This window comes from Marinomonas sp. 15G6-16, from assembly GCF_055809555.1.
Genome location: NZ_CM147916.1, coordinates 1,407,669 through 1,429,592 on the forward strand (window position 1 = coordinate 1,407,669; position 21,924 = coordinate 1,429,592).

General features: G+C 43.3%; 22 protein-coding genes and 1 pseudogene. 10 read left to right on the forward strand and 13 right to left on the reverse strand.

What is annotated here, in order from left to right:
* Positions 1 to 2: 2 nt before the first annotated feature.
* The 6 genes and pseudogenes from AC0L46_RS06845 to AC0L46_RS06870 all read right to left on the reverse strand — a co-directional run bounded on the left by AC0L46_RS06845 (position 3) and on the right by AC0L46_RS06870 (position 6,163).
* Positions 3 to 644 carry a response regulator gene (locus AC0L46_RS06845; RefSeq protein ID WP_473506772.1) on the reverse strand — a complete coding sequence of 214 codons (642 nt, stop codon included), beginning with the start codon at positions 642 to 644 and terminating at the stop codon, positions 3 to 5.
* A 33-nt stretch (positions 645 to 677) separates the two neighbouring features.
* On the reverse strand, positions 678 to 2,015 hold the full coding sequence (locus tag AC0L46_RS06850) for a cache domain-containing protein (RefSeq protein WP_473506774.1): 1,338 nt from the start codon (positions 2,013 to 2,015) through the stop codon (positions 678 to 680).
* A 163-nt stretch (positions 2,016 to 2,178) separates the two neighbouring features.
* Positions 2,179 to 3,467, reverse strand: a pseudogene (locus AC0L46_RS06855) (TRAP transporter large permease).
* A gap of 33 nt (positions 3,468 to 3,500) precedes the next feature.
* Complete coding sequence (locus tag AC0L46_RS06860; RefSeq protein WP_347983313.1) at positions 3,501 to 4,040, reverse strand: TRAP transporter small permease subunit; 540 nt, start codon at positions 4,038 to 4,040, stop codon at positions 3,501 to 3,503.
* A 65-nt stretch (positions 4,041 to 4,105) separates the two neighbouring features.
* Positions 4,106 to 5,191: a TRAP transporter substrate-binding protein gene (locus AC0L46_RS06865; protein WP_473506777.1), complete on the reverse strand. Its 1,086-nt coding sequence runs from the start codon at positions 5,189 to 5,191 to the stop codon at positions 4,106 to 4,108.
* Between the two features lie 282 nt (positions 5,192 to 5,473).
* Positions 5,474 to 6,163, reverse strand: coding sequence for a platelet-activating factor acetylhydrolase IB subunit (locus tag AC0L46_RS06870; RefSeq protein ID WP_473506779.1), 690 nt, complete (start codon positions 6,161 to 6,163; stop codon positions 5,474 to 5,476).
* Positions 6,164 to 6,218: 55 nt separating this feature from the next.
* Here AC0L46_RS06870 and AC0L46_RS06875 point away from each other — a divergent pair, with 55 nt between their 5' ends.
* Positions 6,219 to 6,944 carry a DUF1223 domain-containing protein gene (locus AC0L46_RS06875; RefSeq protein WP_473506781.1) on the forward strand — a complete coding sequence of 242 codons (726 nt, stop codon included), beginning with the start codon at positions 6,219 to 6,221 and terminating at the stop codon, positions 6,942 to 6,944.
* A gap of 107 nt (positions 6,945 to 7,051) precedes the next feature.
* On the opposite strand, the gene fabG is transcribed toward AC0L46_RS06875, so the two are convergent.
* Positions 7,052 to 7,831 carry a 3-oxoacyl-ACP reductase FabG gene (gene fabG / locus AC0L46_RS06880; RefSeq protein WP_414681182.1) on the reverse strand — a complete coding sequence of 260 codons (780 nt, stop codon included), beginning with the start codon at positions 7,829 to 7,831 and terminating at the stop codon, positions 7,052 to 7,054.
* Between the two features lie 135 nt (positions 7,832 to 7,966).
* Between fabG and AC0L46_RS06885 the strand changes: the two genes are divergently transcribed.
* The gene (locus AC0L46_RS06885; RefSeq protein ID WP_473506783.1) at positions 7,967 to 8,995 is read left to right on the forward strand and encodes a phosphotransferase enzyme family protein; all 1,029 of its coding nucleotides are present in this window, start codon (positions 7,967 to 7,969) and stop codon (positions 8,993 to 8,995) included.
* Positions 8,996 to 9,020: 25 nt separating this feature from the next.
* On the forward strand, positions 9,021 to 10,340 hold the full coding sequence (locus AC0L46_RS06890) for an aspartate aminotransferase family protein (protein ID WP_473506785.1): 1,320 nt from the start codon (positions 9,021 to 9,023) through the stop codon (positions 10,338 to 10,340).
* A gap of 40 nt (positions 10,341 to 10,380) precedes the next feature.
* On the opposite strand, the gene AC0L46_RS06895 is transcribed toward AC0L46_RS06890, so the two are convergent.
* The gene (locus tag AC0L46_RS06895) at positions 10,381 to 11,148 is read right to left on the reverse strand and encodes a DeoR/GlpR family DNA-binding transcription regulator (RefSeq protein ID WP_473506787.1); all 768 of its coding nucleotides are present in this window, start codon (positions 11,146 to 11,148) and stop codon (positions 10,381 to 10,383) included.
* A 237-nt stretch (positions 11,149 to 11,385) separates the two neighbouring features.
* Here AC0L46_RS06895 and AC0L46_RS06900 point away from each other — a divergent pair, with 237 nt between their 5' ends.
* Together AC0L46_RS06900 and AC0L46_RS06905 are read left to right on the forward strand one after the other, a co-directional pair.
* A complete protein-coding gene (locus AC0L46_RS06900; RefSeq protein ID WP_473506789.1) occupies positions 11,386 to 11,664 on the forward strand; it encodes a type II toxin-antitoxin system RelB/DinJ family antitoxin in 279 nt (92 codons plus the stop codon).
* A gap of 3 nt (positions 11,665 to 11,667) precedes the next feature.
* Positions 11,668 to 11,943 carry a type II toxin-antitoxin system RelE/ParE family toxin gene (locus AC0L46_RS06905; RefSeq protein WP_473506791.1) on the forward strand — a complete coding sequence of 92 codons (276 nt, stop codon included), beginning with the start codon at positions 11,668 to 11,670 and terminating at the stop codon, positions 11,941 to 11,943.
* A gap of 81 nt (positions 11,944 to 12,024) precedes the next feature.
* On the opposite strand, the gene AC0L46_RS06910 is transcribed toward AC0L46_RS06905, so the two are convergent.
* From AC0L46_RS06910 to AC0L46_RS06920, 3 genes are read right to left on the reverse strand one after another with little or no spacing between them, the layout of a single operon-like run.
* On the reverse strand, positions 12,025 to 12,687 hold the full coding sequence (locus AC0L46_RS06910; RefSeq protein ID WP_473506793.1) for an anthranilate synthase component II: 663 nt from the start codon (positions 12,685 to 12,687) through the stop codon (positions 12,025 to 12,027).
* A gap of 10 nt (positions 12,688 to 12,697) precedes the next feature.
* Complete coding sequence (locus tag AC0L46_RS06915) at positions 12,698 to 14,131, reverse strand: anthranilate synthase component I family protein (protein ID WP_473506795.1); 1,434 nt, start codon at positions 14,129 to 14,131, stop codon at positions 12,698 to 12,700.
* Positions 14,128 to 14,355: a Trp family transcriptional regulator gene (locus AC0L46_RS06920; RefSeq protein WP_317005873.1), complete on the reverse strand. Its 228-nt coding sequence runs from the start codon at positions 14,353 to 14,355 to the stop codon at positions 14,128 to 14,130. Before AC0L46_RS06920 ends, AC0L46_RS06915 begins: the two co-directional genes overlap by 4 nt.
* 198 nt (positions 14,356 to 14,553) lie before the next feature.
* On the opposite strand from AC0L46_RS06920, the gene AC0L46_RS06925 reads away from it, so the two are divergent.
* From AC0L46_RS06925 to AC0L46_RS06940, 4 genes are all read left to right on the forward strand, one after another.
* Positions 14,554 to 14,937 (forward strand): hypothetical protein, encoded by a 384-nt coding sequence (locus tag AC0L46_RS06925; protein ID WP_473506797.1) that lies wholly within the window; start codon positions 14,554 to 14,556, stop codon positions 14,935 to 14,937.
* Positions 14,938 to 15,145: 208 nt separating this feature from the next.
* The gene (locus tag AC0L46_RS06930; RefSeq protein ID WP_473506799.1) at positions 15,146 to 16,126 is read left to right on the forward strand and encodes a TRAP transporter substrate-binding protein; all 981 of its coding nucleotides are present in this window, start codon (positions 15,146 to 15,148) and stop codon (positions 16,124 to 16,126) included.
* Positions 16,123 to 16,635 (forward strand): TRAP transporter small permease, encoded by a 513-nt coding sequence (locus AC0L46_RS06935; protein ID WP_473506801.1) that lies wholly within the window; start codon positions 16,123 to 16,125, stop codon positions 16,633 to 16,635. Before AC0L46_RS06930 ends, AC0L46_RS06935 begins: the two co-directional genes overlap by 4 nt.
* Position 16,636: 1 nt before the next feature.
* The gene (locus AC0L46_RS06940; protein WP_473506803.1) at positions 16,637 to 17,938 is read left to right on the forward strand and encodes a TRAP transporter large permease; all 1,302 of its coding nucleotides are present in this window, start codon (positions 16,637 to 16,639) and stop codon (positions 17,936 to 17,938) included.
* Positions 17,939 to 17,941: 3 nt separating this feature from the next.
* Here the strand turns inward: AC0L46_RS06940 and AC0L46_RS06945 are convergent, their stop codons facing one another.
* Positions 17,942 to 18,865: a histone deacetylase family protein gene (locus AC0L46_RS06945; protein WP_473506805.1), complete on the reverse strand. Its 924-nt coding sequence runs from the start codon at positions 18,863 to 18,865 to the stop codon at positions 17,942 to 17,944.
* A gap of 152 nt (positions 18,866 to 19,017) precedes the next feature.
* Between AC0L46_RS06945 and AC0L46_RS06950 the strand changes: the two genes are divergently transcribed.
* Entirely contained in the window at positions 19,018 to 21,438 is a 2,421-nt protein-coding gene (locus tag AC0L46_RS06950; RefSeq protein ID WP_473506807.1) for a bifunctional acetate--CoA ligase family protein/GNAT family N-acetyltransferase, read from the forward strand.
* Positions 21,439 to 21,516: 78 nt separating this feature from the next.
* Here the strand turns inward: AC0L46_RS06950 and cdd are convergent, their stop codons facing one another.
* Positions 21,517 to 21,924 (reverse strand): cytidine deaminase, encoded by a 408-nt coding sequence (gene cdd / locus AC0L46_RS06955; RefSeq protein ID WP_414681163.1) that lies wholly within the window; start codon positions 21,922 to 21,924, stop codon positions 21,517 to 21,519.

The following is a 21,924-nucleotide window of genomic DNA, read 5'->3' on the forward strand; positions in this document are numbered from 1 at the left end:
CATTATTCAATTAATTGATGAGCCAGTGCGTATTTCACTAAGCCTGCTGAGGTATGAATATCCAGTTTGTTTTTAATATTTTGCCGATGGGTTTCTACGGTTCTAACGCTAATATCCAATACTTGCGCTATCTCTTTATTTGATAAACCCGTCGCTACTTCCACCAGCACAGCGGTTTCGCGCTTTGTTAATTCTTCGTGTTTTTGCTCTAAAGAGGTTTGTGCGAACAAGGCGTCTGAAGCGCCGGAGCTAAAATAGGTGCCACCTTGATGAACCGTATTAATGGCTTGAACCAACTCTTCAGACGATACGTCTTTTAGCACATAACCATTCGCTCCAGATTGAATCAACGACATGATGTATTCCTTGTCGTTGTGCATACTGAGCATCAGAATTTTTATGTCTGGTTGTTCGATTTTAAAGCGTTTTGTCGCTTCTAATCCGTTCAACACTGGCATAGAAACGTCCATTAATACTAAGTCTGGTTTCAGCTCTTTGGCTTTATCCAGCGCTTCTAAACCATTAGTTGCCGTTCCAATAACTTGTATGTTTCCTTCTAATTCTAGGCGAGCTTGAAGGCCATCCAAAACTAAAGTGTGGTCGTCTACTAGCAATACTCGTAATAAAGAAGGCAAGGCTGTCATATTCTTAATTCGCTCTAATATTTTATATAAAAACTACACAGGGAAAGCGGCATAGACCCAAGTTCCCTGGCCTTTTTGGGAGGCAATATGGAAATCACCACCGATCAATTCTAAGCGCTCTCGCATATTAATAAAGCCAATCCCCGGCTCTGGGTTATCTGAAATCCCTTTGCCATTGTCTCGGCATTCGAACTCAATTTTCTGATTTTTCTGTCGCAATACGAGCCTTACTGAACTCGCTTCCGCGTGTTTTTCAATGTTGGTTAAGGCTTCTTGAGTGAGTCGATAAATACTGATTTCCACTTCATCTGACATCTCTCTCGTTACTTCAAAGCGGTAATCCACATAAATTTCCGTACGCTCAGAAAATTGGTCGATCAAGGAGCGTATCGCCGTATCTAACCCTAAGTCATCCAATAAAGTAGGACGCAAGTTATGCGAGATCTGTCTTACTTCATTGATGGTTTGGCTAATCAAATCACTGGCTTTTAATAGCTCTTCTTGAACAATTTCATGGCTATCGTTACGACGCAACTTGTTGCCCGCTAATTCTATACGAAACTTACAACTCACAAGCGATTGGTTAATGCCATCGTGAAGCTCTCTTGAGAAGCCTCGGCGCTCGTTTACTTGTAATCGCATAAAGCGTTGAGCAACCGCATTCAAGCGCGTGTCTGCCAACTTGTGCTCGTGCAAGTTAATCACCACACCCAATAAAATCACCAAGAGAACAGTAATAACCGCGACAACAATGACAACAAAAAAACTCCCTTGAATATTACGGTTCATGGTCGCTTCTGTTTTTGCTAGCTCATCGTAAATATCGTCTAAATACAGGCCCGTTCCCATCATCCAATTCCATCGGTCGATGGCAACAACATAACTGAGTTTGTCTTCTAATCGCATTAATGGCGGCTTTTCCCAAACGTATCTATGGAAGCCTCCACCAGCTTGAGCGGCATTAATCAAACCTTGAATCAAATAGTTACCAGAGCGATCTTGAAACGCCCATAAATCTTTGCCGACAAACTCTGGGATAGTGGGATGAACAAGGTTCACACCTGACATTTCATAAACGAAAAAGTAGCCATCTTCATCGTAGCGTAAGTTTTCTAATATTCTTTTTACTTCTTCCTGTGCCGTCGCATCATCCATCTGATCGTTTTCTAAAACAGATGTAATCGCGGACAAAGCAATATTAACGTGGTTTTTAAGGGCTTTTTCTTTCGCGTTGACTAGATTGTATTCATAAATTGCCAACTCTTCTGCCGCCAGTTCTTGGGCAGATTGTAGGCTCAGATAAATAATAATGGCTGTCGCAAGAATCAGCGGCGCAACAGCTAATAGGATGATTTTACTTTTTAAGCCCACTCGGCAAGACCTGTTTTATAGAATGTAAGAAGCGTAATGGGTCACTTTAACCTGAAAACGCACAAAAACAAAAAAGCGAGCTCAAAGCTCGCTTCCTTTTGACTTTGCATTTTGTGAATAAGGCCAGCCTATTCACAAAATGTTTAACTTTCCCATGGCTACTTTAGCCCATGCCGTACCATGCAGGGAAAATCATAATGCTGGCAAGTACAAGTATTTGAATCATGATAAACGGCATAACCCCTTTATAAATGTCCGTTGTACGAACAGATTTTGGAGCCACACCTTTGAGATAAAAGAGGCTGAATCCAAAGGGCGGCGTCAAGAAAGACGTCTGTAAGTTCATCGCAATCAAGATCGCAAACCACACCATGTTGATGCCCAAAGCTTCAGCCACTGGCGCTAGAATTGGTACAATAATGAAGGCAATTTCAACGAAGTCGATGAAGAAGCCCAAGATCAAAATCGCAATCATAGCTAAGATGATGAAGCCCCATTTTTCGCCAGGTAAGCTCAACAATGCTTCTTCAACGATGTAATCGCCGCCTGTGTAACTAAAGGCCATCGAGAAGGCTGTCGCACCCATTAGAATCGCGAAGACCATCGCGGTTACTTTAACCGCTTCTAAGCCACTGTCGTAAAGCATTTTCCAGCTGAACTGGCCGTAGATCAACGCTAGAATAATCGCACCAACGCCACCCAATGCAGAAGATTCTGTTGGTGTCGCAATACCGGTAAAGATAGAACCCAATACGATTAGAACCAAAGCCAATGGTGGGATAATCGCTTTCAATGCGCTAATGATTTGCTCTTGACGAGTCTCGCCACTTTCATCCTGAGGCATAGCTGGTGCCATTTCAGGGTTCATGAAAGTCACAATTAAAATATAAACAATGTAGCAACCGATCAGAACCATACCAGGCACAAGCGCAGCTTGAAAAGGTCGCCGACTGGAATGCCCAACACATCACCTAGGATGATCAGGATAATCGATGGTGGGATAATTTGTCCCAATGTACCAGACGCACAAATGGTGCCGCAGGCCAAAGACTTGTCGTAGTTGTATTTCAACATAACAGGCAAAGAGATAAGACCCATTGCCACAACACTCGCACCAACAACACCGGTTGATGCCGCTAACAAAGCGCCAACTAAGATAGTCGAAATTGCCAAACCACCACGAACACCACCAAACAATTTACCCATGGCTTCAAGCAACTGCTCCGCCAATCGGGTTTTCTGCAATACGATGCCCATGAAAATAAACAGAGGAACTGCCATCATGACGGTGTTTTCCATATAACTCTGTATACGGAACGGCATAAAAGCAAACATATCAAAACCTTCGGCAAACACACCGAAGATCAACGCAATACCGCCAAAGGTAAAGGCGACAGGGAAGCCCAGTAACAACATTACTAGAGCAACAAAAAACATGATAATGCCAATCATAAATGACCTACTAGCTTAAAATAATGACTTGGATTAGTGTTGAATAGGCGGATGAGAAAAACCTTCTTCACTCACACCACGGATCGCATTAATAGAGCGAATCATCATTCCTAAACCACTGATTGCCATAGAGAAAAAGGCAAAAGGAATCACCGCTTTAATAATCCAACGATAAGGCAAACCACCAGGATCGCCACTTGTTTCACCTAAAAGGTAAGCTTCTTGGGCAAAACCGACACCGTAGTAGCCAACTAGTAAGGTAAAAGGTATCAAAAGAAACACACAACCGAGTAAATCAATCCACGCTTTGCCTTTAAGTGGCAAGTTCTCGTATATCAAATCCACACGTACATGCCCGCCATGTTGTAATCCGTAAGGAATACCTAGCAAGAAAATCGCCGCATATAAGTGCCACTCTAATTCCTGCATTGCAATAGACACATCGTTAAACACATAGCGCATCAACACGTCATAAAACACGTTGAATAACAGGCCAATGAATAACACTGTGGAGACAACACCGAGCAGATTTGAGAAACGAGTAATACCTCGTTCTAGGCTCACTAAAAACATAACAAACTCCTAGAAATAACAAAGGGCGAGAGCACATCTGTTCATGCTCTCACCCTGTAGAGGTCTTATTTCGCTAGATTATCAACACTATCAAGGTAAGCACGGTCAGAGATGTTTGTCCAAACACGTACTTGTTTCATGTAGTTCGCTTGAGAATCAAGGATTTCTTTCGCTAACGGATCCGCTGCTGCTTTCTCATCAAGTAGTTCTTGGTTTGCTTTTTCCATAGCAACCAATACATCATGTGGGAAAGTTTTCACTTGAACATTTGGGTATTCTGTTTTCATTGTCGCCCAGTTTTTCGCACTCTCGTGGTAAGACTGGATGTACATGTCGTAAGAAGCTAGCTTCATAGAAACACGTAGGATTTCGCGAAGATCTTCAGGTAGTTTTTTCCAAGTACGTTCGTTAACTAGGAACTGAAGTTCAGTCGCTGGCTCATGCCAACCTGTGTAGTAGTAAGGTGCGATTTTGTGGAAGCCCATACGCAAATCAAGTGATGGTCCAACCCACTCTAGTGCATCGATAGTACGACGTTCAAGGGCTGTGTAAAGCTCACCAGACGCGATGTTTGTTGGCTTAGCGCCCAATTTCGCCATTACTTCACCAGCGAAACCTGGAATACGCATTTTCAGACCTTGAAGATCTTCAAGAGAGTTGATTTCTTTTTGGAACCAACCGCCCATCTGATTACCTGTGTTACCACCAGGGAAAGATAATAGGCCGAAAGGCTTATACACTTTTTCCATCAATTCCATGCCGTCACCTTCATAGAACCAACCATATTGTTCTGGTGTGGTCATACCGAATGGCATAGTTGTGAAATAAAGCGTGTTTGGCACCTTGCCTTTCCAATAATAGGAAGCAGAGTGACCCATGTCGTATTGACCAGAACGAACCATATCAAATACACCAAGTGGCGCTTTGTGTTTGTTCGCTGAATCAATGGTGATTTTTAAACGTCCGTTAGACATTTTTTCAGCGATGCTTGCCATGTTACGTGGCGCATCACCAAAGATAGGGAAGTTAGAAGACCAAGTTTCAGCCATCTTTAGTTTGTACACTCGGTCTGCTGAAAAAGCAGGCAGAGAGAAAGCGCTAATAGTAACGGCCGCGGCAGTAACAAGAGTTGTGATTTTTAAGGATTTCATTGTTTTTATCATCCTGCTGTCATGTGAAGAAACCTAATGACACCCACTTATGCGAGACTAGAAAGCGGCTTTGACAAACATTTGTTCATTCAAGCCCAAGTAGCAAACATACATCGATACGCAAAGGTTTCGTTTATTATTGTTTTACATAATTGTGCAGGACAGATAATCGCGTGAATAGAAAGTGCAAACAATTCGTATGAATACCGAACTGAATAGGAAAATACGTAGGCAAAACTAAGTAGTAATACTGATTTTTTGTTTACTATAGGTTGGCTGCTTTCACAGCCATTTTGACAAAAAAGGCTCTATCGCTTCCGCCCAAACCCTGTATTGGCTTGCATTAGGATGGAGAAAGTCATTCATCACATTGCTGGTTAAACATCCCTTTTCATCTAAAAAGTGATGGTTAATATCGAGAAAAAATACGCGCTCATTATCCGCAAAATACTGAATTTTTTGATTAATAGCGTCATTTAAAACTCGTAATTTCTGTGTCGGCTTCGCACTTCGGGGAAAAATAGCCAACAACAAGATTTTCGTTTGCGGCAATTTCTTCGATAGCACAGAGAGAATCTGCTTGATACCTTCGACCGTATCTTCCGGTGAATCCTGTCGATGACCTGTGTTATTGGTGCCAATCAGCAAAACCAATAATTTAGGTTGAAGACCATCCACTTCGCCATGCTCCAAACGCCACAAAACATTTTCTGTACGGTCGCCATTAAACCCAAGGTTTAACGCATGACGAGCTGCGTAGTACTCATCCCAAACCTCTGCGCCTTCTTTCTCCCACGCTTGCGTGATGGAATCCCCTAAAAACACCAAATCCACACGAGACATAGATTTTTTGAGTGCCAGTTTCTCTTCATGGCGAGGCATCCACCAAACGGCTTCTTGCGGCATTGGGTTTAACGCTAAAACAGAATTCAAAGAAACTTCACTCATTAATTCACCCTCTTCACAATTCATTGGAACCGATCCTTGTTTTTGAAATCAGATATAAAAACCACCACGGAGCCGTCAGATGAAAGCCTTACTTCGCGCCAGCTTAGCATTAATGCCACTTTTGATATTTCAGGTACACACTATTCAAGCACAAGAATGGCATAGTGGAACCAAACAAACGCAACTTGTTGAGCTTTATACCTCGGAAGGTTGCAGTAGTTGCCCACCGGCAGACAAATGGCTCTCCACATTAAAAGATCACCCCGCTCTTTTTGATGGTTTAGTTCCTGTTGCATTCCACGTAGATTATTGGAATTACATTGGTTGGGAAGACCCTTTCGCATCACCAGTTCATACACAACGCCAACAAACTTATGCTCGTGTTGGGCACATTAGCCAAATGTATACACCAGGATTTGTTATTGATAATAAAGAATGGCGTGCTTGGTTTCGAGGACAAAAAGCACTTCCTGCATCTAATAAAACCTCGGGGGAATTAAGTGTCGTCTTAAATGACAACAACATTTTGGACGTGAGCTATAGCCAAAACCAAGATATGGAACTGCACGTCACTTACCTTGGCATGGGGTTGTCTACGAATGTAAAAGCAGGAGAAAACCGAAATCGCCAGCTGCACCACGACTTCGTCGCTTTGAACTACTTAACGCTTCCTGGTACTCAAAGCTGGAAATTACTCCTACCGAGTATTCCAGAAAAAGGCCAAGAAAGAACCGCCTTAGCAGTTTGGGTGTCAGACAGAAACACAAAAGAAGTGCTACAAGCCGTGGGCGGATACTTAAATTAAAAATCAGCCCACTGGCCTATTCGCCTTTATAAAACAGAACGAAAAAGGAGTAATGACCAAGGCCATTACCCCTTTAAACATTAACGCCTAAGACATGACTCTTGATTCTACATCTCGGCAATCGCATCCATACTTTCCGGAAGAATCTGACCACCATCCACGACAATTTGCTGACCCGTAATATAAGCCGCTTCGTCAGAAGCAAAAAACAACGCAGCATTAGCAATATCTTCCACCGCCCCTAACTTCTTTAATGGGATGGAAGCCGCCATAGAAGCAAGATACTCTTCGCCTAAGTCATCCAATCCTTCAGTGGCAATATTTCCCGGCATGACAGCATTAATAGTCGTATTAAAACCAGCTAATTCCATTGCGGCGGTTCTAATAAAACCAAGTTGCCCTGCTTTGGAAGCGCCGTAATGTGACCAACCTGGATAGCCGGTAATCGGGCCAGTAATAGAAGAAGTAACAATCACCCGACCTTTATTTTGTTTCTCAAAAATAGGCATACAAGCTTTGACGGTTAAAAAAGTACTTTTGAGATTGGCAGACATGACATCATCCCAATCGCTCGGCTCCATGTCTGACAATTTAATTTGTGGAAAAATGCCCGCATTGGCACACAGAATGTCAACACTGCCAAATTTTTCTACCGTGGTCGCGATTAATGCTTGAACAGCTTCCCAATCAGAAACATCACAAAGAAAGTAATCTGCAATACCGCCATCAGCCAAGATTTCATCCACAGCCTTTTTGGCAGAGTCTTCACCACGTGCCGCAATCATTACCTTGGCACCTTTTTTAGCAAAGACTTTTGCTATGCCTTTACCTATCCCTTTCGAGCCGCCAGTGACTATGGTTACTTTATCTTTAATTGGGGTCAGCATGAAAACACTCCTCATAATGAAATCGTTCGATTGTTCTTATAATCCACCCATAAAAATTTGAAATCAACATAAAAATGTTGCAAGTCAAACAAAATATTATTATTAATACCTTATTGATTCTTGGAGAGCGCTTTGATGTCAGACATATACAACTCAGATTTCATTAACAGGCTAAGCAAAGGCGTTAACCTTCTAAAGCACCGTTGGGGAATGAGTGAAAGCGCGAAGGTTCGCTTATTAACCCTCTCCGAAAATGCCACTTTTATTGTTGAAGACAGCACCTCAAAAGATAAGGCACTCGAAACCAAAATCATTGTTCGTGTCCATCGACCTAACTATCACTCTTCTGAAGAAATCGCCTCTGAGATCGCTTGGATTAACGCACTGCGCCAAGATTCGACCATTAATATTCCTGCGCCTTTGCCTTTAGACGATGGCTCTTACATCGCCTCGTTTGATGACGAAGGACAAACACGACATCTTGTCGCCTTTGAATTTATGACAGGTTCAGAACCTTCGGTAGATGATTCGCTTACTACAGGTTTTGAGTTACTTGGAAAAATATCGGCTCAGCTTCACCTTCATGCAAGCCAATGGCAAACACCTGAGAACTTCATTCGTAAAAGTTGGACGTTTGAAACCAGCTTTGGGGACAACCCATTATGGGGAAATTGGCGACAAGCATTAGGATTGGAAAAAGAAGGTAAAGCGGTTCTAGAAAGCCTATGTAAAAAGCTCGAAAGTCAGCTGTCTATTTATGGAGAAACACCAGATAGATTTGGTTTGGTTCATGCAGATTTACGCTTGGCCAATTTGCTTATTGATCAAAATACCCTGTCAGTGATCGATTTTGATGATTGCGGCTTCAGCTGGTTTATGTACGATTTTGCCTCTGCCATTTCATTTTACGAAGACTCTCCGCAAGTACCCGATTTAATCACCGCATGGCTGAAAGGTTATCGAACAGTGAGACCTTTAAGTCCAGAACACGAAGCGATGATTCCTACTTTTATCCTGTTTAGACGCTTATTACTCACGGCTTGGATTGCTACGCATTCCGAAACAGAAACCGCCATCGAAGCAGGATTAGAAGCTTACACAAAAGGCACTGTGGAACTTGCACAGCAATATTTGGAAGATCGTTACTTAGCAACGACGGCCTAACTGAATCATCAATAGAGACAGCCTTATGATGGAAAAAAGCGTACGCCCGATATTAGAAATGAATGCGTTCGATAAACAATCTCCGCACAATGCAAATGTCGCTCGACGCCTCGCCAATACTGGCGCTTCTTCTGTTTTATTCTATCGTGAACCCATTGAAATGGTGTCAGCGGAAGGCGTATGGATGACAGCAAAAGACGGCACTCGCTATCTCGATTTTTACAACAACGTTCCTTGTCTCGGTCATAGTCATCCAGCTGTTGTTACGGCTGTCAGCCAGCAACTCGCTAAACTCAACACCAATACTCGTTACATAGTGCCCATTGTGGATGACTATTTAGAAGCCTTAAAAGCCATCTTTCCTGAGCCTCTTTCAAATGTGGTTTTAACTTGCTCCGGCAGTGAAGCCAATGACCTCGCCATGCGCCTTGCGTGCAAACATACTGGTGGAGAAGGTTTCATCGTCACAGAATCGGCTTACCACGGAAACACATCGCTGGTGACTCAAGTCTCGCCTTCTGCTTTAAAAAACACAAAGCTGCCAGACCATGTTATCGCGATTCCACCACCATCGAAAAAATACTATGGCGACAACGTCGCCCAAGGATTTGCAGAGCGAGTAAAAAGCGCCATCGCACAATTAGAACAAAGAGGTGTTAAAGTCGCCGCGTTATTACTGGACAGTATTTTCTCTTCAGATGGTGTGTTTGCTGAGCCAGATGGCTTCTTAAAGCAAGCTGTTGAAGTCATTCATAAGGCAGGCGGTTTATACATCGCAGATGAAGTTCAACCAGGATTTGCTCGAACAGGCACCGCTTTTTGGGGATTTCAAAACCACAATGTGGTGCCTGACATTGTCACGCTAGGAAAACCCATGGGAAATGGTTTTCCTATGGCGGGCGTGGTTACTAAGCCACAATTCCTCGATGAATTTTGTGCGGATGTAGGTTACTTCAATACCTTTGGTGGCAACCCAGTAGCCGCTGCAGCAGGCTTAGCGGTTTTAAACGAAATTAAAAATCAAAACCTACAAGACAATGCTCGAATATTAGGTGACTACTTAAAAGCAGGTTTACAGAAGATAGCGGACTTATCACCACATATTGGCGAAGTAAGAGGTTCTGGTTTGTTCTTAGGAATAGATATTTGTCACCCTAACGACAACAATCAACCCGATCCAGAATTTACACTTGCCATCATCGACAAGTTTCGAGACGAAAATATTTTAATTGGTGCCGCTGGTGCCGATGGTTCTACTCTAAAGCTTCGCCCAGCATTATGCTTAGCCAAGTCAGAAGCAGACGTATTTCTTCAAGCTTTTGAAAAGATACTGGGTGACGTTTAAGAAAATATGGAACAAGAGTTGGGAAAGTAAAAAGTAAGCGCTAGTTCGAACTCAAGACAACACTGACTTTTTCATCTTCAAGCGCCTGATTAAGCGCACCGTCTGGTTGAACATCCGTCGTCAAGTAATCAATATCACTCCAGTGGCTGAACTGCGCGACAGCTTGTCGATCAAACTTCGTATGGTCGGCCGTAATCATGCAACATTCACTGTTTGCAATCATAGTTCGATACACATCCGCGGCTTCCATCAAGGCATCACTCGGGCCGGTAGCCGTCATGCCACTAGCCCCCAACACAGCCCAATCAGCCGTTAATTCAGATAAAAATCGAACCGTTTGAGCGCCATGAACCGCGCCTTCACTAGCATAATATTCACCTGGCGCCATGATCACTTTAATCGTTGGATTTAAGGACAGAACCGTTGCCACACCAAAAGAGTGAGTAATAACAGTTACATTATTCATTTCAAAAGCAATACGCTTCGCCACATGAACCGTTGTTGCGCCAGAACCAATCATGATCACTTTCGCCCCTTTCAATAAAGGCGTAGCAACCTTCGCAATCGCCGATCGCTCTTCACGCATGGCTTTATGTCGTTCAGACAAAACCGCTTCCGAAGGCTGACGCAATACCGCACCACCGTAAGTTCTGTCGATAATATTCTGCTCGGAAAGCTCTTCTAAATCCCGTCGAATCGTTTCCTTCGTCACACCCAATACATTAGATAACTCCCCAACTCTCATAGAAGGGTTCGTTTCTAATTGATCAATAATGGCTTTATGACGAATGGCTTTCTTACGCGACATACGATTCCTAGTTTATGAGTGAAGTGTTTATAATGTCATCTAATGATACCAAACTCAGGCAAACCTGAACGCAGTTTCTTTGCTGGTGTCATCCAATAACGCATCCGTGGAATAACGAATTAATCCTATATCACTAACAGAAAAACTAGAAACTTTTATAAACCAGATATGCCTTGTTGAGACTTTCATTCTGTACTAACATTTGTGTGACAAAGATGGTTGATCAAGGTGCAAAACATGGACACTAGAATACAATTCAGAGTAGATGAAGAAACTAAGCGTCTCGCTCAAATGATGACAGAAAGCCAAGGCAGAAGCTTAAGCGATGCATGCCGCGCAATGACAGAACAGCTCGCAAATGAACAAAGAAAGCGTATGTCACACGATTCATGGGTAACAGAACAAGTGAACCTTGCTTTTGAGCGTTTGGATCAAGGAACAGCAGAATTTGTTACTCAAGAAGAAGCCAATGCACAAATGGAAAATTTCAAAGCTAAAATACGTGCTCGGAGATAAATTATGATTTTATGGGAAAAGGAAGCCCTAAAAGACCGTCAAACCATTTTTGAATATTTATATGAATTCAGTCCAATAGCTGCGGAAAAAACAGACGATATTCTTACAAGTAGAATTGAAAACCTACTTCATCAACCTTTAATAGGTGTAGTACGAGAAAACCTCAAGGGGCGACTTTTAATTATCCCTGAAATATCCATGCTTGTTTCCTATATTACTGACAAAACAGACATCAAAGTTCTTCGCATATTGCATATGAAACAAAAGTTTCCGGCATAACCTCTTACTCAAATATAAAAAAGTTCAAAGACAAAAAAAGGCCGAGCAATCACTCAGCCTTTTTACATAATTCACACCTTTTTACACCTGAAACAAGAAGTTTTTAATCAGGTCTTTTCCACCTTCTGTGGCGAAGGATTCTGGGTGAAATTGAATACCTTGAATTGGGTATTCTTTGTGGCGAATGCCCATGAGTTCAAAATCACCGCCTTGGTGGATTTTACTCACGTTACCAAAGTCACCTTCTTTCAAGTCGCCAACCGATGCGGTGACTTCTAGCACATCAGGGAAGCTTTCAGCTTCAGCGATGAGCGAGTGATAACGCATGACTTCCAGTTGGTCTGGAATGTCGTAGAAAATGCCTTCGCCGTTGTGATTAATCGGGCTGGTTTTACCATGCATTGGCAGTGGCGCTTTCACGACTTTGCCACCAAACACATGACAAATTCCCTGCATGCCAAGGCAAACGCCCATTAATGGAATGGTTTTGCCAAATTCTAAAATCACATCCGCACAGACACCAAAATACGCTTTGTCGTCTGGCGAGCCTGGCCCTGGAGAAATGATGATGCGATCTGGTTCGGCTTGACGAATGTCGTCTAACGTCACTTCGTCGTTACGTTTCACAATCACCTCAAAGTGATCAATCGCGCCTTTGCTTTTTTCGGTTTCCAACACTTCGCCAATAAACTGATACAGGTTGTAAGTGAAGGAATCGTAATTATCGATAATATAAACTTTCATCTTGCCTTCCTTAAACCTTCGCTTCTGTCTTGTTTGCGTCTGGCGCAAAGCTGTCTAACACACGCTTAGTACCAGCAAATTTGCGTTGAATTTCTTCGTATTCGTCTTCGGCATTTGAGTCGTATACGTTACCGCCACAGGTTTGCACATAAGCTTTATTGCCCTTGGCGAATACCGTACGAATCGGAATGGCAAACATGCAATCGCCATTGAAAGAGAACTGTCCTACCGCGCCACCGTATGGGCCACGGCCATCACTTTCCAAATCGTCGATGATTTTCATCGCTTCGATTTTCGGTGCGCCAGTCAAAGTACCCGCTGGGAAGTTACTTGCCAAGGCAGAAAACATGTCGTGATCTTCTGCCATAATGCCGACAATTTCACTGGAAATGTGTTGAACGTGGCTAAAACGTTTAATGTCCATCAAGGAACGAACTTTTACCGTTCCAAAACGCGCCACTCGGCCGATGTCGTTACGATGCAAATCCACGATCATATTGTGCTCAGCGATTTCTTTTGGATCGTTCAACAAAGCGCGAGCCAACGCCGTATCTTCTGTGGCGTCTTTACCGCGCTTCGCCGTACCTGCAAGCGGGAAGGTTTCCATTTCACCTTGGCGCACACGGAACAAGAGTTCAGGGCTCGCGCCAATCACTTTTTGTTCACCAAACTTGATGTAATACATTTGTGGCGAAGGGTTCACTTGGCGCAATTCTTCGTACAAGTTGATGGTGTCGCCTTCAAGGTCAAACCATTTTTTGAAGCCCACTTCACACTGGAAAATTTTACCTTCCACAATGTCTTGTTTAACTTTCGCGACCGCATCCGCGTGGTCTGATTTGCTCATGGATTCACCAACAGGACGAACCACAAACGGGCCGTTTTCTGGCGTAGGTTCCGCCATCATCGCTTTCACTAATTCGACACGATTGCCTTGCGAGCCTTCACCATCTTCATAATAAAAATAGAAAACTTCGCCAGTCATTTTGTCGAGGATCAAACCGTCTTTGTACAAGCCGAAGCGGAAGGCATCAAACATCTCGCTGGATTGCAGATCCAAAGTCGGCTCGAAGTAATTCATACTGTCGTAACCGATATAACCCGTTAATCCACCAGCGAAGCCACGCGATAAAATATTTTGTGGCACGATATCACGCAATAAATAATACGGATTGTCCGAGCCATAAGCTTCTGTCTCACCAGTGCGTTCTTGGATGAACAGCTTTTTGCCTTCTGCCCAAATCAGCTTTTCAGGGTCAAAACCAATAATAGAATGGCGGGAAATGAAGCTCTCTTCACCAAGGGATTCCAACATAAAACAGTTCTCAAATCGCTTTTCCACCTTCTTAAACAAGGCAAAAAAATCGCAATCGGAACTGATGGTAATGTACTTAGGTTTGCGCGGCAGCGTGATGCGCTCCGGCTTTTTGTGATGTGTACTCATTCTTCTTTTAATTCCTTCAATGCTCTAGAACCACGTGTCACCGTGGCAATACCAACGCCCAACTGCTTGGCAATGTCGCGCTGCGGCACACCTTGCTCCAATAGGGAAAATATCTCTAACCTGTGCTGCAACTCATTCAACTCATTTGGTGTCAGCAACGCCTTTAAACGCTTCTCCAACACCGCATCGTCGGCGTCTTTTAAAAACTCGATCAAATCTTTCATAAGGGTTTCTATCTAATGAAATCACCATGTATTCATGTACTAGTACAGTAATACATTTCTTATCATTAGGCAACTGGGCAATGCATAATGAGCAAACCTTTTCTTTAAGAAAAAATATGAGAATTGAACTTCTAACACCAAAATGGGACAAACAATTATTACTTACACATCTCTATAGCCAATTAACGGAGCAAGCACATGGGCATTGTGGTCACGATTTTTATGGCACTTATTTTGTTTCTGTCGATCCCTAATCCCGTTGAGAAGCGTTTGAAGAAGCATCAGGATAAGATCTTTGCCATTACTTTTTTGATGGGGGCGTGGAATGCTTTTTGGTATGGCATTCAACATTTTGATGAGTTTTGGGGAATTGCGGCGCTGATTTCGGGCTTTGCTATGATGATCACAAGCTTGCCAAACATATCATTGGATAAATCACCCTCTTATCTCAGCACACCGCTTGGCTGGCTTCAAACTAAGATCAACTCGCTACCGCAAGGCTTCCAAGAGTTAATGCTTTTAATGCTGTTTGGCTGCGCCTGTATTTATGGTTATACACTGATTCAACTGAACTTAGCTTAATTTAGAAAAGCACAACTTACGACACTAAGGGAGTAAGCCAATTCAGGTTTGTCCTCTTTTCCTGCCCCCTACTTCAAACAAACTGTTGAATGAATATAACAATCGTCTTTGTCGTTTTTTGTCAATCTTTCGACGGAATTAGAAGTCCATCTTAAACAGAACAGTCTAAAGTTGAATTATCTCAAATTCATACAAGGAAAGTGATTATATGCGCTGTTCTAAACTACTATTAACCTCCATAGCTCTATTGCAAACTCCTTTTACACTAGCTGTTGAAAAGTTCGACTTCTCTAATGAATATAACGCGACATCGATTCATGCTGAAGGTGATAAGTATTTTATTGAACAGGTGACAAAGCTAAGTGAAGGCAACATTGATATTACTCTGCATACTGGCGCATCACTTGGCTTTAAATCAGCAGATAACTTTTACGCTGTAGCTGACAATGCAATTCAAATTGCGGACACGTTAGCCGGAACGATGGCAGGAATTGATCCAATATTTTTACTTTCTTCACTTCCATTTATTGTAGAAAATGAAGACCAAGCTGAGCTGCTTTATAACATCGCAAAACCCTATTATCAGAAGGTATTTGCACAAAATGGACAGATTTTACTTTACGCTTCCCCTTGGCCAGCCAGTGGTATTTGGTCAGAAACTCAAGTAACGACCAAAGCAGAGCTCGCTAATTTAAAAATCCGCACTTACGATAAAAATGGCACCTTAACCTTGCGAGAAGCAGGAGCTGAGCCGATTAGACTTTCTTGGGGTGACGTTGTTCCTCAGTTGTCCACCGGAGCAATTAAAGCGGTTCTGACATCAGCAGATGCTGGAGCAAGTGCAAAATTCTGGGAACATTTAGACCACTACAGCGCCATTCAATATGCCATCCCTCTTAACATGGTACACATGAATAAAGATGTCTTTGATGATTTATCGACAAAAGATCAAAGTAGCATTCTTAAAGCTGCAGCCTTAACGGATGAGCACAACTGGAAAACCGTTAGAACTCGAGTAAAAGAAAACTATAAAGAGCTAACATCAAACAATGTTTTGATACATCAAAACCTTCCTGATACGTTTATCAGTTGGCTGCAAGAATCAGCAAAACCATCCCTAACAGAATGGCTAGAAGATACGGGTAAATCAGGTGACGATATCATTATGGAATTTGAGAAAAACAAATGATTCTAAACCTAATTGTCAATCTCTCCAGACTGCTGAATCAGCTGTCTGGAGCTTTGGCTATGCTACTTATTGCCTACTTACTTTGCCATATTCTTTTAGAGATTATTCTCAGACAATTTGGCACTTCAACCTACGTTTTAGATGAGTTTGTTGGTTATGCCATAGCAACAACCACATTTTTAGGTCTGGGCTACAGCCTAGAAAGAGATGGATTAATTAAAGTTAACATTCTAAGTGATCGCTTACCTGAAAAGTACCACTGGCAACTAGAGCTCCTTATTTCACTTTTATCCCTCACTCTTTTTTCATGGATCTCATACTACTGGTACATCAATGTAGCCAGAAGCTATAAACGTAATATTACTAGTGAGTCTATCGCAGAAACACCATTATGGATTCCTGAAGGCATAGTTCTTATTGGGTTAGGCTTACTTTGTGTAACGTTATTCGTAAGAATCTTATCTCTGGTTTTTACCCATCAAACACCAACAATAGAGAGTAATAAATAATATGGAAATTGTATTCTCTGCTGCTGGTGTCATCACCCTTATTCTAATTTTTCTTGGCCTAGGAGTCTGGGTATTTTCCGGATTAGCTATTGTCGCTTTACTTTCGCTTATCCTTATTGGAGATGTCAGCTTCGATCGTGCAGGTGCCATATTAAGCCGTATCATCTTTCGCGCAGGAAACTCCTGGGAACTATCAGCAATTCCTCTCTTCATATTAATGGGAGAGCTAATTTTTCGGTCCAATATATCAGACCGACTCTTCAGAGGGTTGGAGCCTTGGACTAAGAGCATTCCAGGAGGTATTTTACATACGAATGTATTTGGCTGTGCTCTTTTCGCCGCAGTAAGTGGTTCTAGTGCTGCAACAACTGCAACTGTGGGAAAAATCACAACAACAGAATTAAAAAAACGCGGGTATGATAGAAACTTATCAGTGGGGTCTTTAGCAGGCGCGGGAAGCTTAGGCTTATTAATTCCACCATCATTGGTCATGATTGTATATGGTATTCAAGCAGAGGTTTCTATCAGTAAACTTTTCATGGCCGGTGTTGTTCCTGGACTTTTGATTGCTGCACTTTATTCAGGTTATATAATCTCCCGAGCTTTAAGAGATCCATCATTGTGCCCTCCAGAGCAATCGAATACAGCAACAAAACTCGAAAGCTTACTACTACTATCTCCTGTCATATCTTTGATTATTATTGTCATGGGAGCAATTTATACAGGCATTGCGACACCATCAGAAGCGGCTGCTGTTGGCGTATTTGCCACTATTGTTCTTTTAATAAAAGAAAAACAGCTATCTTTTAAGATGATACAAGAGGCCATGAGAGCAACTTTACTCAGCTCTACCATGGTCTGCAGCATCCTCATATCTGCTGCGCTTCTTTCCACCGCAATGGGTTTTTTACATTTACCTTCTGAGTTAGCTGCTTATATAGCAAGTCTTAATCTCTCACCTATTTTGCTGCTTTTAGCCTTGGCTCTTTTTTATGTCATATTAGGTCTATTCTTAGATGGTATTTCGATCACAGTAATGAGCTTACCGATTACATTACCTATCGTACTTCAGGCAGGATTTGACCCCATATGGTTCGGCATATTTTTAGTAATACTCATAGAGCTCGGACAAATAACTCCTCCTGTTGGATTTAACTTGTTTGTTTTGCAGGGACTCACAAAAGAAAAAATAAGTACTGTAGCAAAAGCCGCCTTTCCATTTTTTCTATTAATGTGTTTTGCTGCTTTTTTACTATGCTTAGTTCCTAGTATTGCATTATGGCTACCGAGTTTATTAGCTTAGGTCTTACAACCTCATCAGGCTCTTAATATGACAAAACGCGGCTCGGCCAAGCGCGTCTATGTTGTAGCCGCCTTCCAGCACAGAGACCACTCGTCCTTCACAGTGCTTATCAGCCGCATCCATTAACATATCGGTAATCCAAGTGAAGTCCGCTTCGTCTAGTCTTAACTGTCCCATTGGGTCTTCTTTGTGTGCGTCGAAACCCGCAGAGATCATGATGAGCTGAGGCTTGAACGCGTCAAGCGCTGGCAAGAGTTGCTCAGTAATGATGGCGCGAAAAGCGTCGCTGCCAGAACCCGCTTCCAATGGCATGTGAAGAATATTGTCGTGAGAAACACCCGGATCGGCGTAAGGATAAAACGGATGTTGATAACTGGATGCGTACAATACTTTGGTATCCGCTTTAAAAACATCTTCTGTGCCGTTACCGTGATGAACATCGAAATCAACGATGGCGACTCGCTCTAAACCATACTGGTGAATAGCGTAACGCGTGCCAACTGCGATGTTGTTGAACAAACAAAAACCCATGGCTTTGTCGGATTCCGCATGATGTCCCGGCGGACGAATCGCACAAAAAGCGTTATCCATTTCACCGGCCATGACTAAATCGACCGCTTTCACGACAGAGCCAGCGGCATGAAGTGCTGCGTCTAACGTGTGCGGCATCATCAAGGTTTCTGGCTCTAATTCAACATGCCCTGATTCTGGCGCTCGGGCAAAAATAGAATCCACGTAAGCGGTTTCATGGGTTTGAATCAACTGTTCATAAGTAGCAGGATCGGCTTCTAGACGACGAATAAAATCCATCAACTGTCCGGTAATCAAACGATTTTGGATTGCTCCAAGACGTTTCGGTGACTCTGGATGATCTTCACCCATGTTGTGGCGGTCACAATAAGTATGTGTAATGTAGGCGGTTGTCATCTCGTCTCTCGGGTTCTTTATTCTTGTTTTTACTCTCGTTGTTTTAACGAAAACCACAAAGACAGTCTACCCTACCATGGTCTACAATCCATAAAGATAGAAACCGTGGTACCTTAATTTTTTGTTCTGTATTAGCCACTCGGAGAACGTCAATGAGCCAACATGCATTGCATCCCTTACTTGCACCAAAGTCCATGGTGGTTTTGACCGGTGACGATGCAAACGATCCTCTCATGCTGGCGCTGTTAAAGTCCTTGGCTCATACAGACAAATCTAGTCGTCAAAAGTCTTGCCCTGTTAGCTTGGTAGGCGCGGAACCGACGGCCTCCTTTTCATTCCCTTTATTTACGTCTTTGGATGAATTCATTGTTTCAAATGGAGCAAAGCCAAGCCCAGACCTTGCAGTGCTGGTTGGTACTCATTCCAGTTCATCAATGGAAGACATTATTGCGGCATGTGGCGAAGCTGGCATAGGCTCTTTGTTGATGCTGTCTTGGACAGGTGAACCCGAAGACAAATTAATTCCCATATTGCGCAAGCACAATGTTCGTTTGCTTGGCCCAAATAGCTTTGGTATTTGCCGCCCTAAGCAAGGGGTTTACGCTTGGCTTGGTCTAACTCAGCCATTAACAGGACGATTAGCCTTGATGTCTCAATCTGGCACCGTCGCCAGCGCCTTGGTCGATTGGGCAACATGGCAAGGCATCGGCTTCTCTCAAGTTGTATCAATGGGTTCGCCTGTTGATGTGATGCCGTCACAAGTTCTGGATTATTTATCAACCGATTTCGACAGTCAGGCCATCCTGATGTATCTACAGAAAATCGGTCGTCCAACTCGTTTCTTGAGTAGCTTACGTGCAACAGGTCGAAGCAAACCTGTCGCAGTTGTCACAGAACATTCCGTTGGCTCTGACGAGCGCGTACTGGATGCCGCCCTTAGCCGAACTGGCGCGGTTCGCGGTCGTCGCCTAAACGATTTAATCGCTGCGGCATCCGTCATGACAAACGCTCGTCGCGTCAAAGATGGCTCTTTATTAATTATCGGGAACGGTGCTGGCCCTGGCGAACTAGCCGCCCAACGCGCGATGGAATTGAATATCGATTTGCTCACACCTGAAGGTGAGCTGTGCGAAAAACTAGAATCCACCATGATGGGACGAGGCGGCATTGGCCCAGTAACGACCGTTTGGGCGAGTTGTGCCACAGATTTATTTATTGATTTAGCCGCAGACGCACTCAGCAGCCCGCAATGCGGTGGCGTATTACTCACTCTAAGCCCAACCGCCTTGATCGATATCGACTCCTTGTACGACCTAATCACCAAGCTTCATCGAGACCAGAAAAAGCTCGTCATGGTATGTTTGCTTGGTGGCGGCAACATGACCAACATGCGTACTCGCATCAACGAAGCAGGCATTCCAACCTTCCGAACGCCCGAAACGGCAATTGAGGGCTTTCAGTTTTTAGTGCAATTCCAACGCAATCAGTTATTGGCAAAGCAATCACCAGACAGTCATGCATTTCGTTTTAAAATTGATGTATCAGAAGCTACTAGCAGCCTGAATGAGCTGTTAAAAGCGGGACAAAGCACAGCAACCGCAGACGATTTACGCAGCATTTTTGAGTTGTTCCATATTCCCTTAATTTCTCGTAGGCAAGCATCTCACCAGCTATTAGCGCCGATTCATTTACGCGTTTTCCAAGACCCAATATTTGGACCAGCAATTGGCTTGTCTTTAGAAGGCGCTCATCAGCATAAACAAGTTGAAGCCGTTGCTTTGCCGCCACTCAATACCGTTTTAGCAAAAGACCTAATACAACGGGCATTTCCTGGAGAAGAATCCTTTGAATTAGAAAGCTTGCTGAGAAATTTATCCACTATGGTTTGTGAGCTCCCTGAAATAGAAAGCCTAGAATTGGCCGATTTGAGAGTGCATGAAACGGGCAGTGTCTATGCGGATGTCAGTGCAACGTTACGACCGCGCAAAAGCGAACGACGATATGAGCATTTGGCAATTCACCCTTACCCTAGACAATGGGTTTCCGAGCGGATTTTGAAAAATGATGAAGTCGCGACCGTTCGCCCTGTTTTACCAAGAGACGCCGTTATTTTAGCGGATTTTGTTCGCAGCATGTCTCACGAAACACGCTATTTTCGTTTCATCTCTAACATATCAGAACTAACGCCGCGCATGCTGGCGAGCATGTCTCATATCGACTACGACAGAGAAATGGCACTGTTGGCCGTTATCAATCGAGATGGCCAAGATTTATTGATCGGCACTGCGAGATATGTGGACAACTTCGACGACCAAAGCTGTGAATTTGCCGTGGTTTTAGGAGATGAGTTTCAAGGGTTAGGGTTAGCTTCTTATCTCATGCGACAACTGTTCAAAGTTGCGGCAGACAAAGGCATTAAGGTGATGAAAGGTATCGTACTGGCAGAAAACAAACGCATGATCGCCTTCTGCCGCCATCTAGGTTTTACTATTCAGCGGGATCCTGATGACTTTGGGCAAGTGGTTGCAACAATCAAACTGACACCGAACATGCTAAGCAAACTCAGCGACTAGATAACACTTTTGCCTAACCTCCTGTTATAAAAAAACCACGCAAAGGCGTGGTTTTTGACAAGTCGTTTGAAGAACCAATTACTTCAGGTTTTCAGGCCCGAATGAGAAAGGCAGCAATTCTTCCATAGTAAGTGATTTACGCACACCTTCTGGACCACAAATGTGAATCATAGTGTCGGTAGACGAAAACTCTCGAATCTTCTGACGACAACCGCCGCAAGGCGTAACAAGTTGATCGCCTTTACCAATCACATAAATGTCTTTGATTTGCGTGTCACCACCCAAAACCATGGCCGAGATAGCGCCACCTTCGGCGCATACACCTTCTGGATAAGCTGCGTTTTCAACATTACAACCTTTGTACAGATTGCCACTGGCGGTACGAATCGCAGCCCCAACTGTGAAGTCTGAGTAAGGAACATAAGCCTTACTCATCGCTTCTTTTGCCAGTTGAAAAAGCGTTTCGTCTTGCTTTACAACAGACAT

What these genes read in the sequence shown, in the direction of transcription:
- AC0L46_RS06845 (WP_473506772.1), bottom strand. Translation starts at nt 644, where the DNA reads ATGACAGCCTTGCCTTCTTTATTACGAGTATTGCTAGTAGACGACCAC.
- AC0L46_RS06860 (WP_347983313.1), bottom strand. Translation starts at nt 4,040, where the DNA reads ATGTTTTTAGTGAGCCTAGAACGAGGTATTACTCGTTTCTCAAATCTG.
- AC0L46_RS06865 (WP_473506777.1), bottom strand. Translation starts at nt 5,191, where the DNA reads ATGAAATCCTTAAAAATCACAACTCTTGTTACTGCCGCGGCCGTTACT.
- AC0L46_RS06870 (WP_473506779.1), bottom strand. Translation starts at nt 6,163, where the DNA reads ATGAATTGTGAAGAGGGTGAATTAATGAGTGAAGTTTCTTTGAATTCT.
- AC0L46_RS06875 (WP_473506781.1), top strand. Translation starts at nt 6,219, where the DNA reads ATGAAAGCCTTACTTCGCGCCAGCTTAGCATTAATGCCACTTTTGATA.
- fabG (WP_414681182.1), bottom strand. Translation starts at nt 7,831, where the DNA reads ATGCTGACCCCAATTAAAGATAAAGTAACCATAGTCACTGGCGGCTCG.
- AC0L46_RS06885 (WP_473506783.1), top strand. Translation starts at nt 7,967, where the DNA reads ATGTCAGACATATACAACTCAGATTTCATTAACAGGCTAAGCAAAGGC.
- AC0L46_RS06890 (WP_473506785.1), top strand. Translation starts at nt 9,021, where the DNA reads ATGATGGAAAAAAGCGTACGCCCGATATTAGAAATGAATGCGTTCGAT.
- AC0L46_RS06895 (WP_473506787.1), bottom strand. Translation starts at nt 11,148, where the DNA reads ATGTCGCGTAAGAAAGCCATTCGTCATAAAGCCATTATTGATCAATTA.
- AC0L46_RS06900 (WP_473506789.1), top strand. Translation starts at nt 11,386, where the DNA reads ATGGACACTAGAATACAATTCAGAGTAGATGAAGAAACTAAGCGTCTC.
- AC0L46_RS06905 (WP_473506791.1), top strand. Translation starts at nt 11,668, where the DNA reads ATGATTTTATGGGAAAAGGAAGCCCTAAAAGACCGTCAAACCATTTTT.
- AC0L46_RS06910 (WP_473506793.1), bottom strand. Translation starts at nt 12,687, where the DNA reads ATGAAAGTTTATATTATCGATAATTACGATTCCTTCACTTACAACCTG.
- AC0L46_RS06915 (WP_473506795.1), bottom strand. Translation starts at nt 14,131, where the DNA reads ATGAGTACACATCACAAAAAGCCGGAGCGCATCACGCTGCCGCGCAAA.
- AC0L46_RS06920 (WP_317005873.1), bottom strand. Translation starts at nt 14,355, where the DNA reads ATGAAAGATTTGATCGAGTTTTTAAAAGACGCCGACGATGCGGTGTTG.
- AC0L46_RS06925 (WP_473506797.1), top strand. Translation starts at nt 14,554, where the DNA reads ATGGGCATTGTGGTCACGATTTTTATGGCACTTATTTTGTTTCTGTCG.
- AC0L46_RS06930 (WP_473506799.1), top strand. Translation starts at nt 15,146, where the DNA reads ATGCGCTGTTCTAAACTACTATTAACCTCCATAGCTCTATTGCAAACT.
- AC0L46_RS06935 (WP_473506801.1), top strand. Translation starts at nt 16,123, where the DNA reads ATGATTCTAAACCTAATTGTCAATCTCTCCAGACTGCTGAATCAGCTG.
- AC0L46_RS06940 (WP_473506803.1), top strand. Translation starts at nt 16,637, where the DNA reads ATGGAAATTGTATTCTCTGCTGCTGGTGTCATCACCCTTATTCTAATT.
- AC0L46_RS06945 (WP_473506805.1), bottom strand. Translation starts at nt 18,865, where the DNA reads ATGACAACCGCCTACATTACACATACTTATTGTGACCGCCACAACATG.
- AC0L46_RS06950 (WP_473506807.1), top strand. Translation starts at nt 19,018, where the DNA reads ATGAGCCAACATGCATTGCATCCCTTACTTGCACCAAAGTCCATGGTG.
- cdd (WP_414681163.1), bottom strand. Translation starts at nt 21,924, where the DNA reads ATGTCTGTTGTAAAGCAAGACGAAACGCTTTTTCAACTGGCAAAAGAA.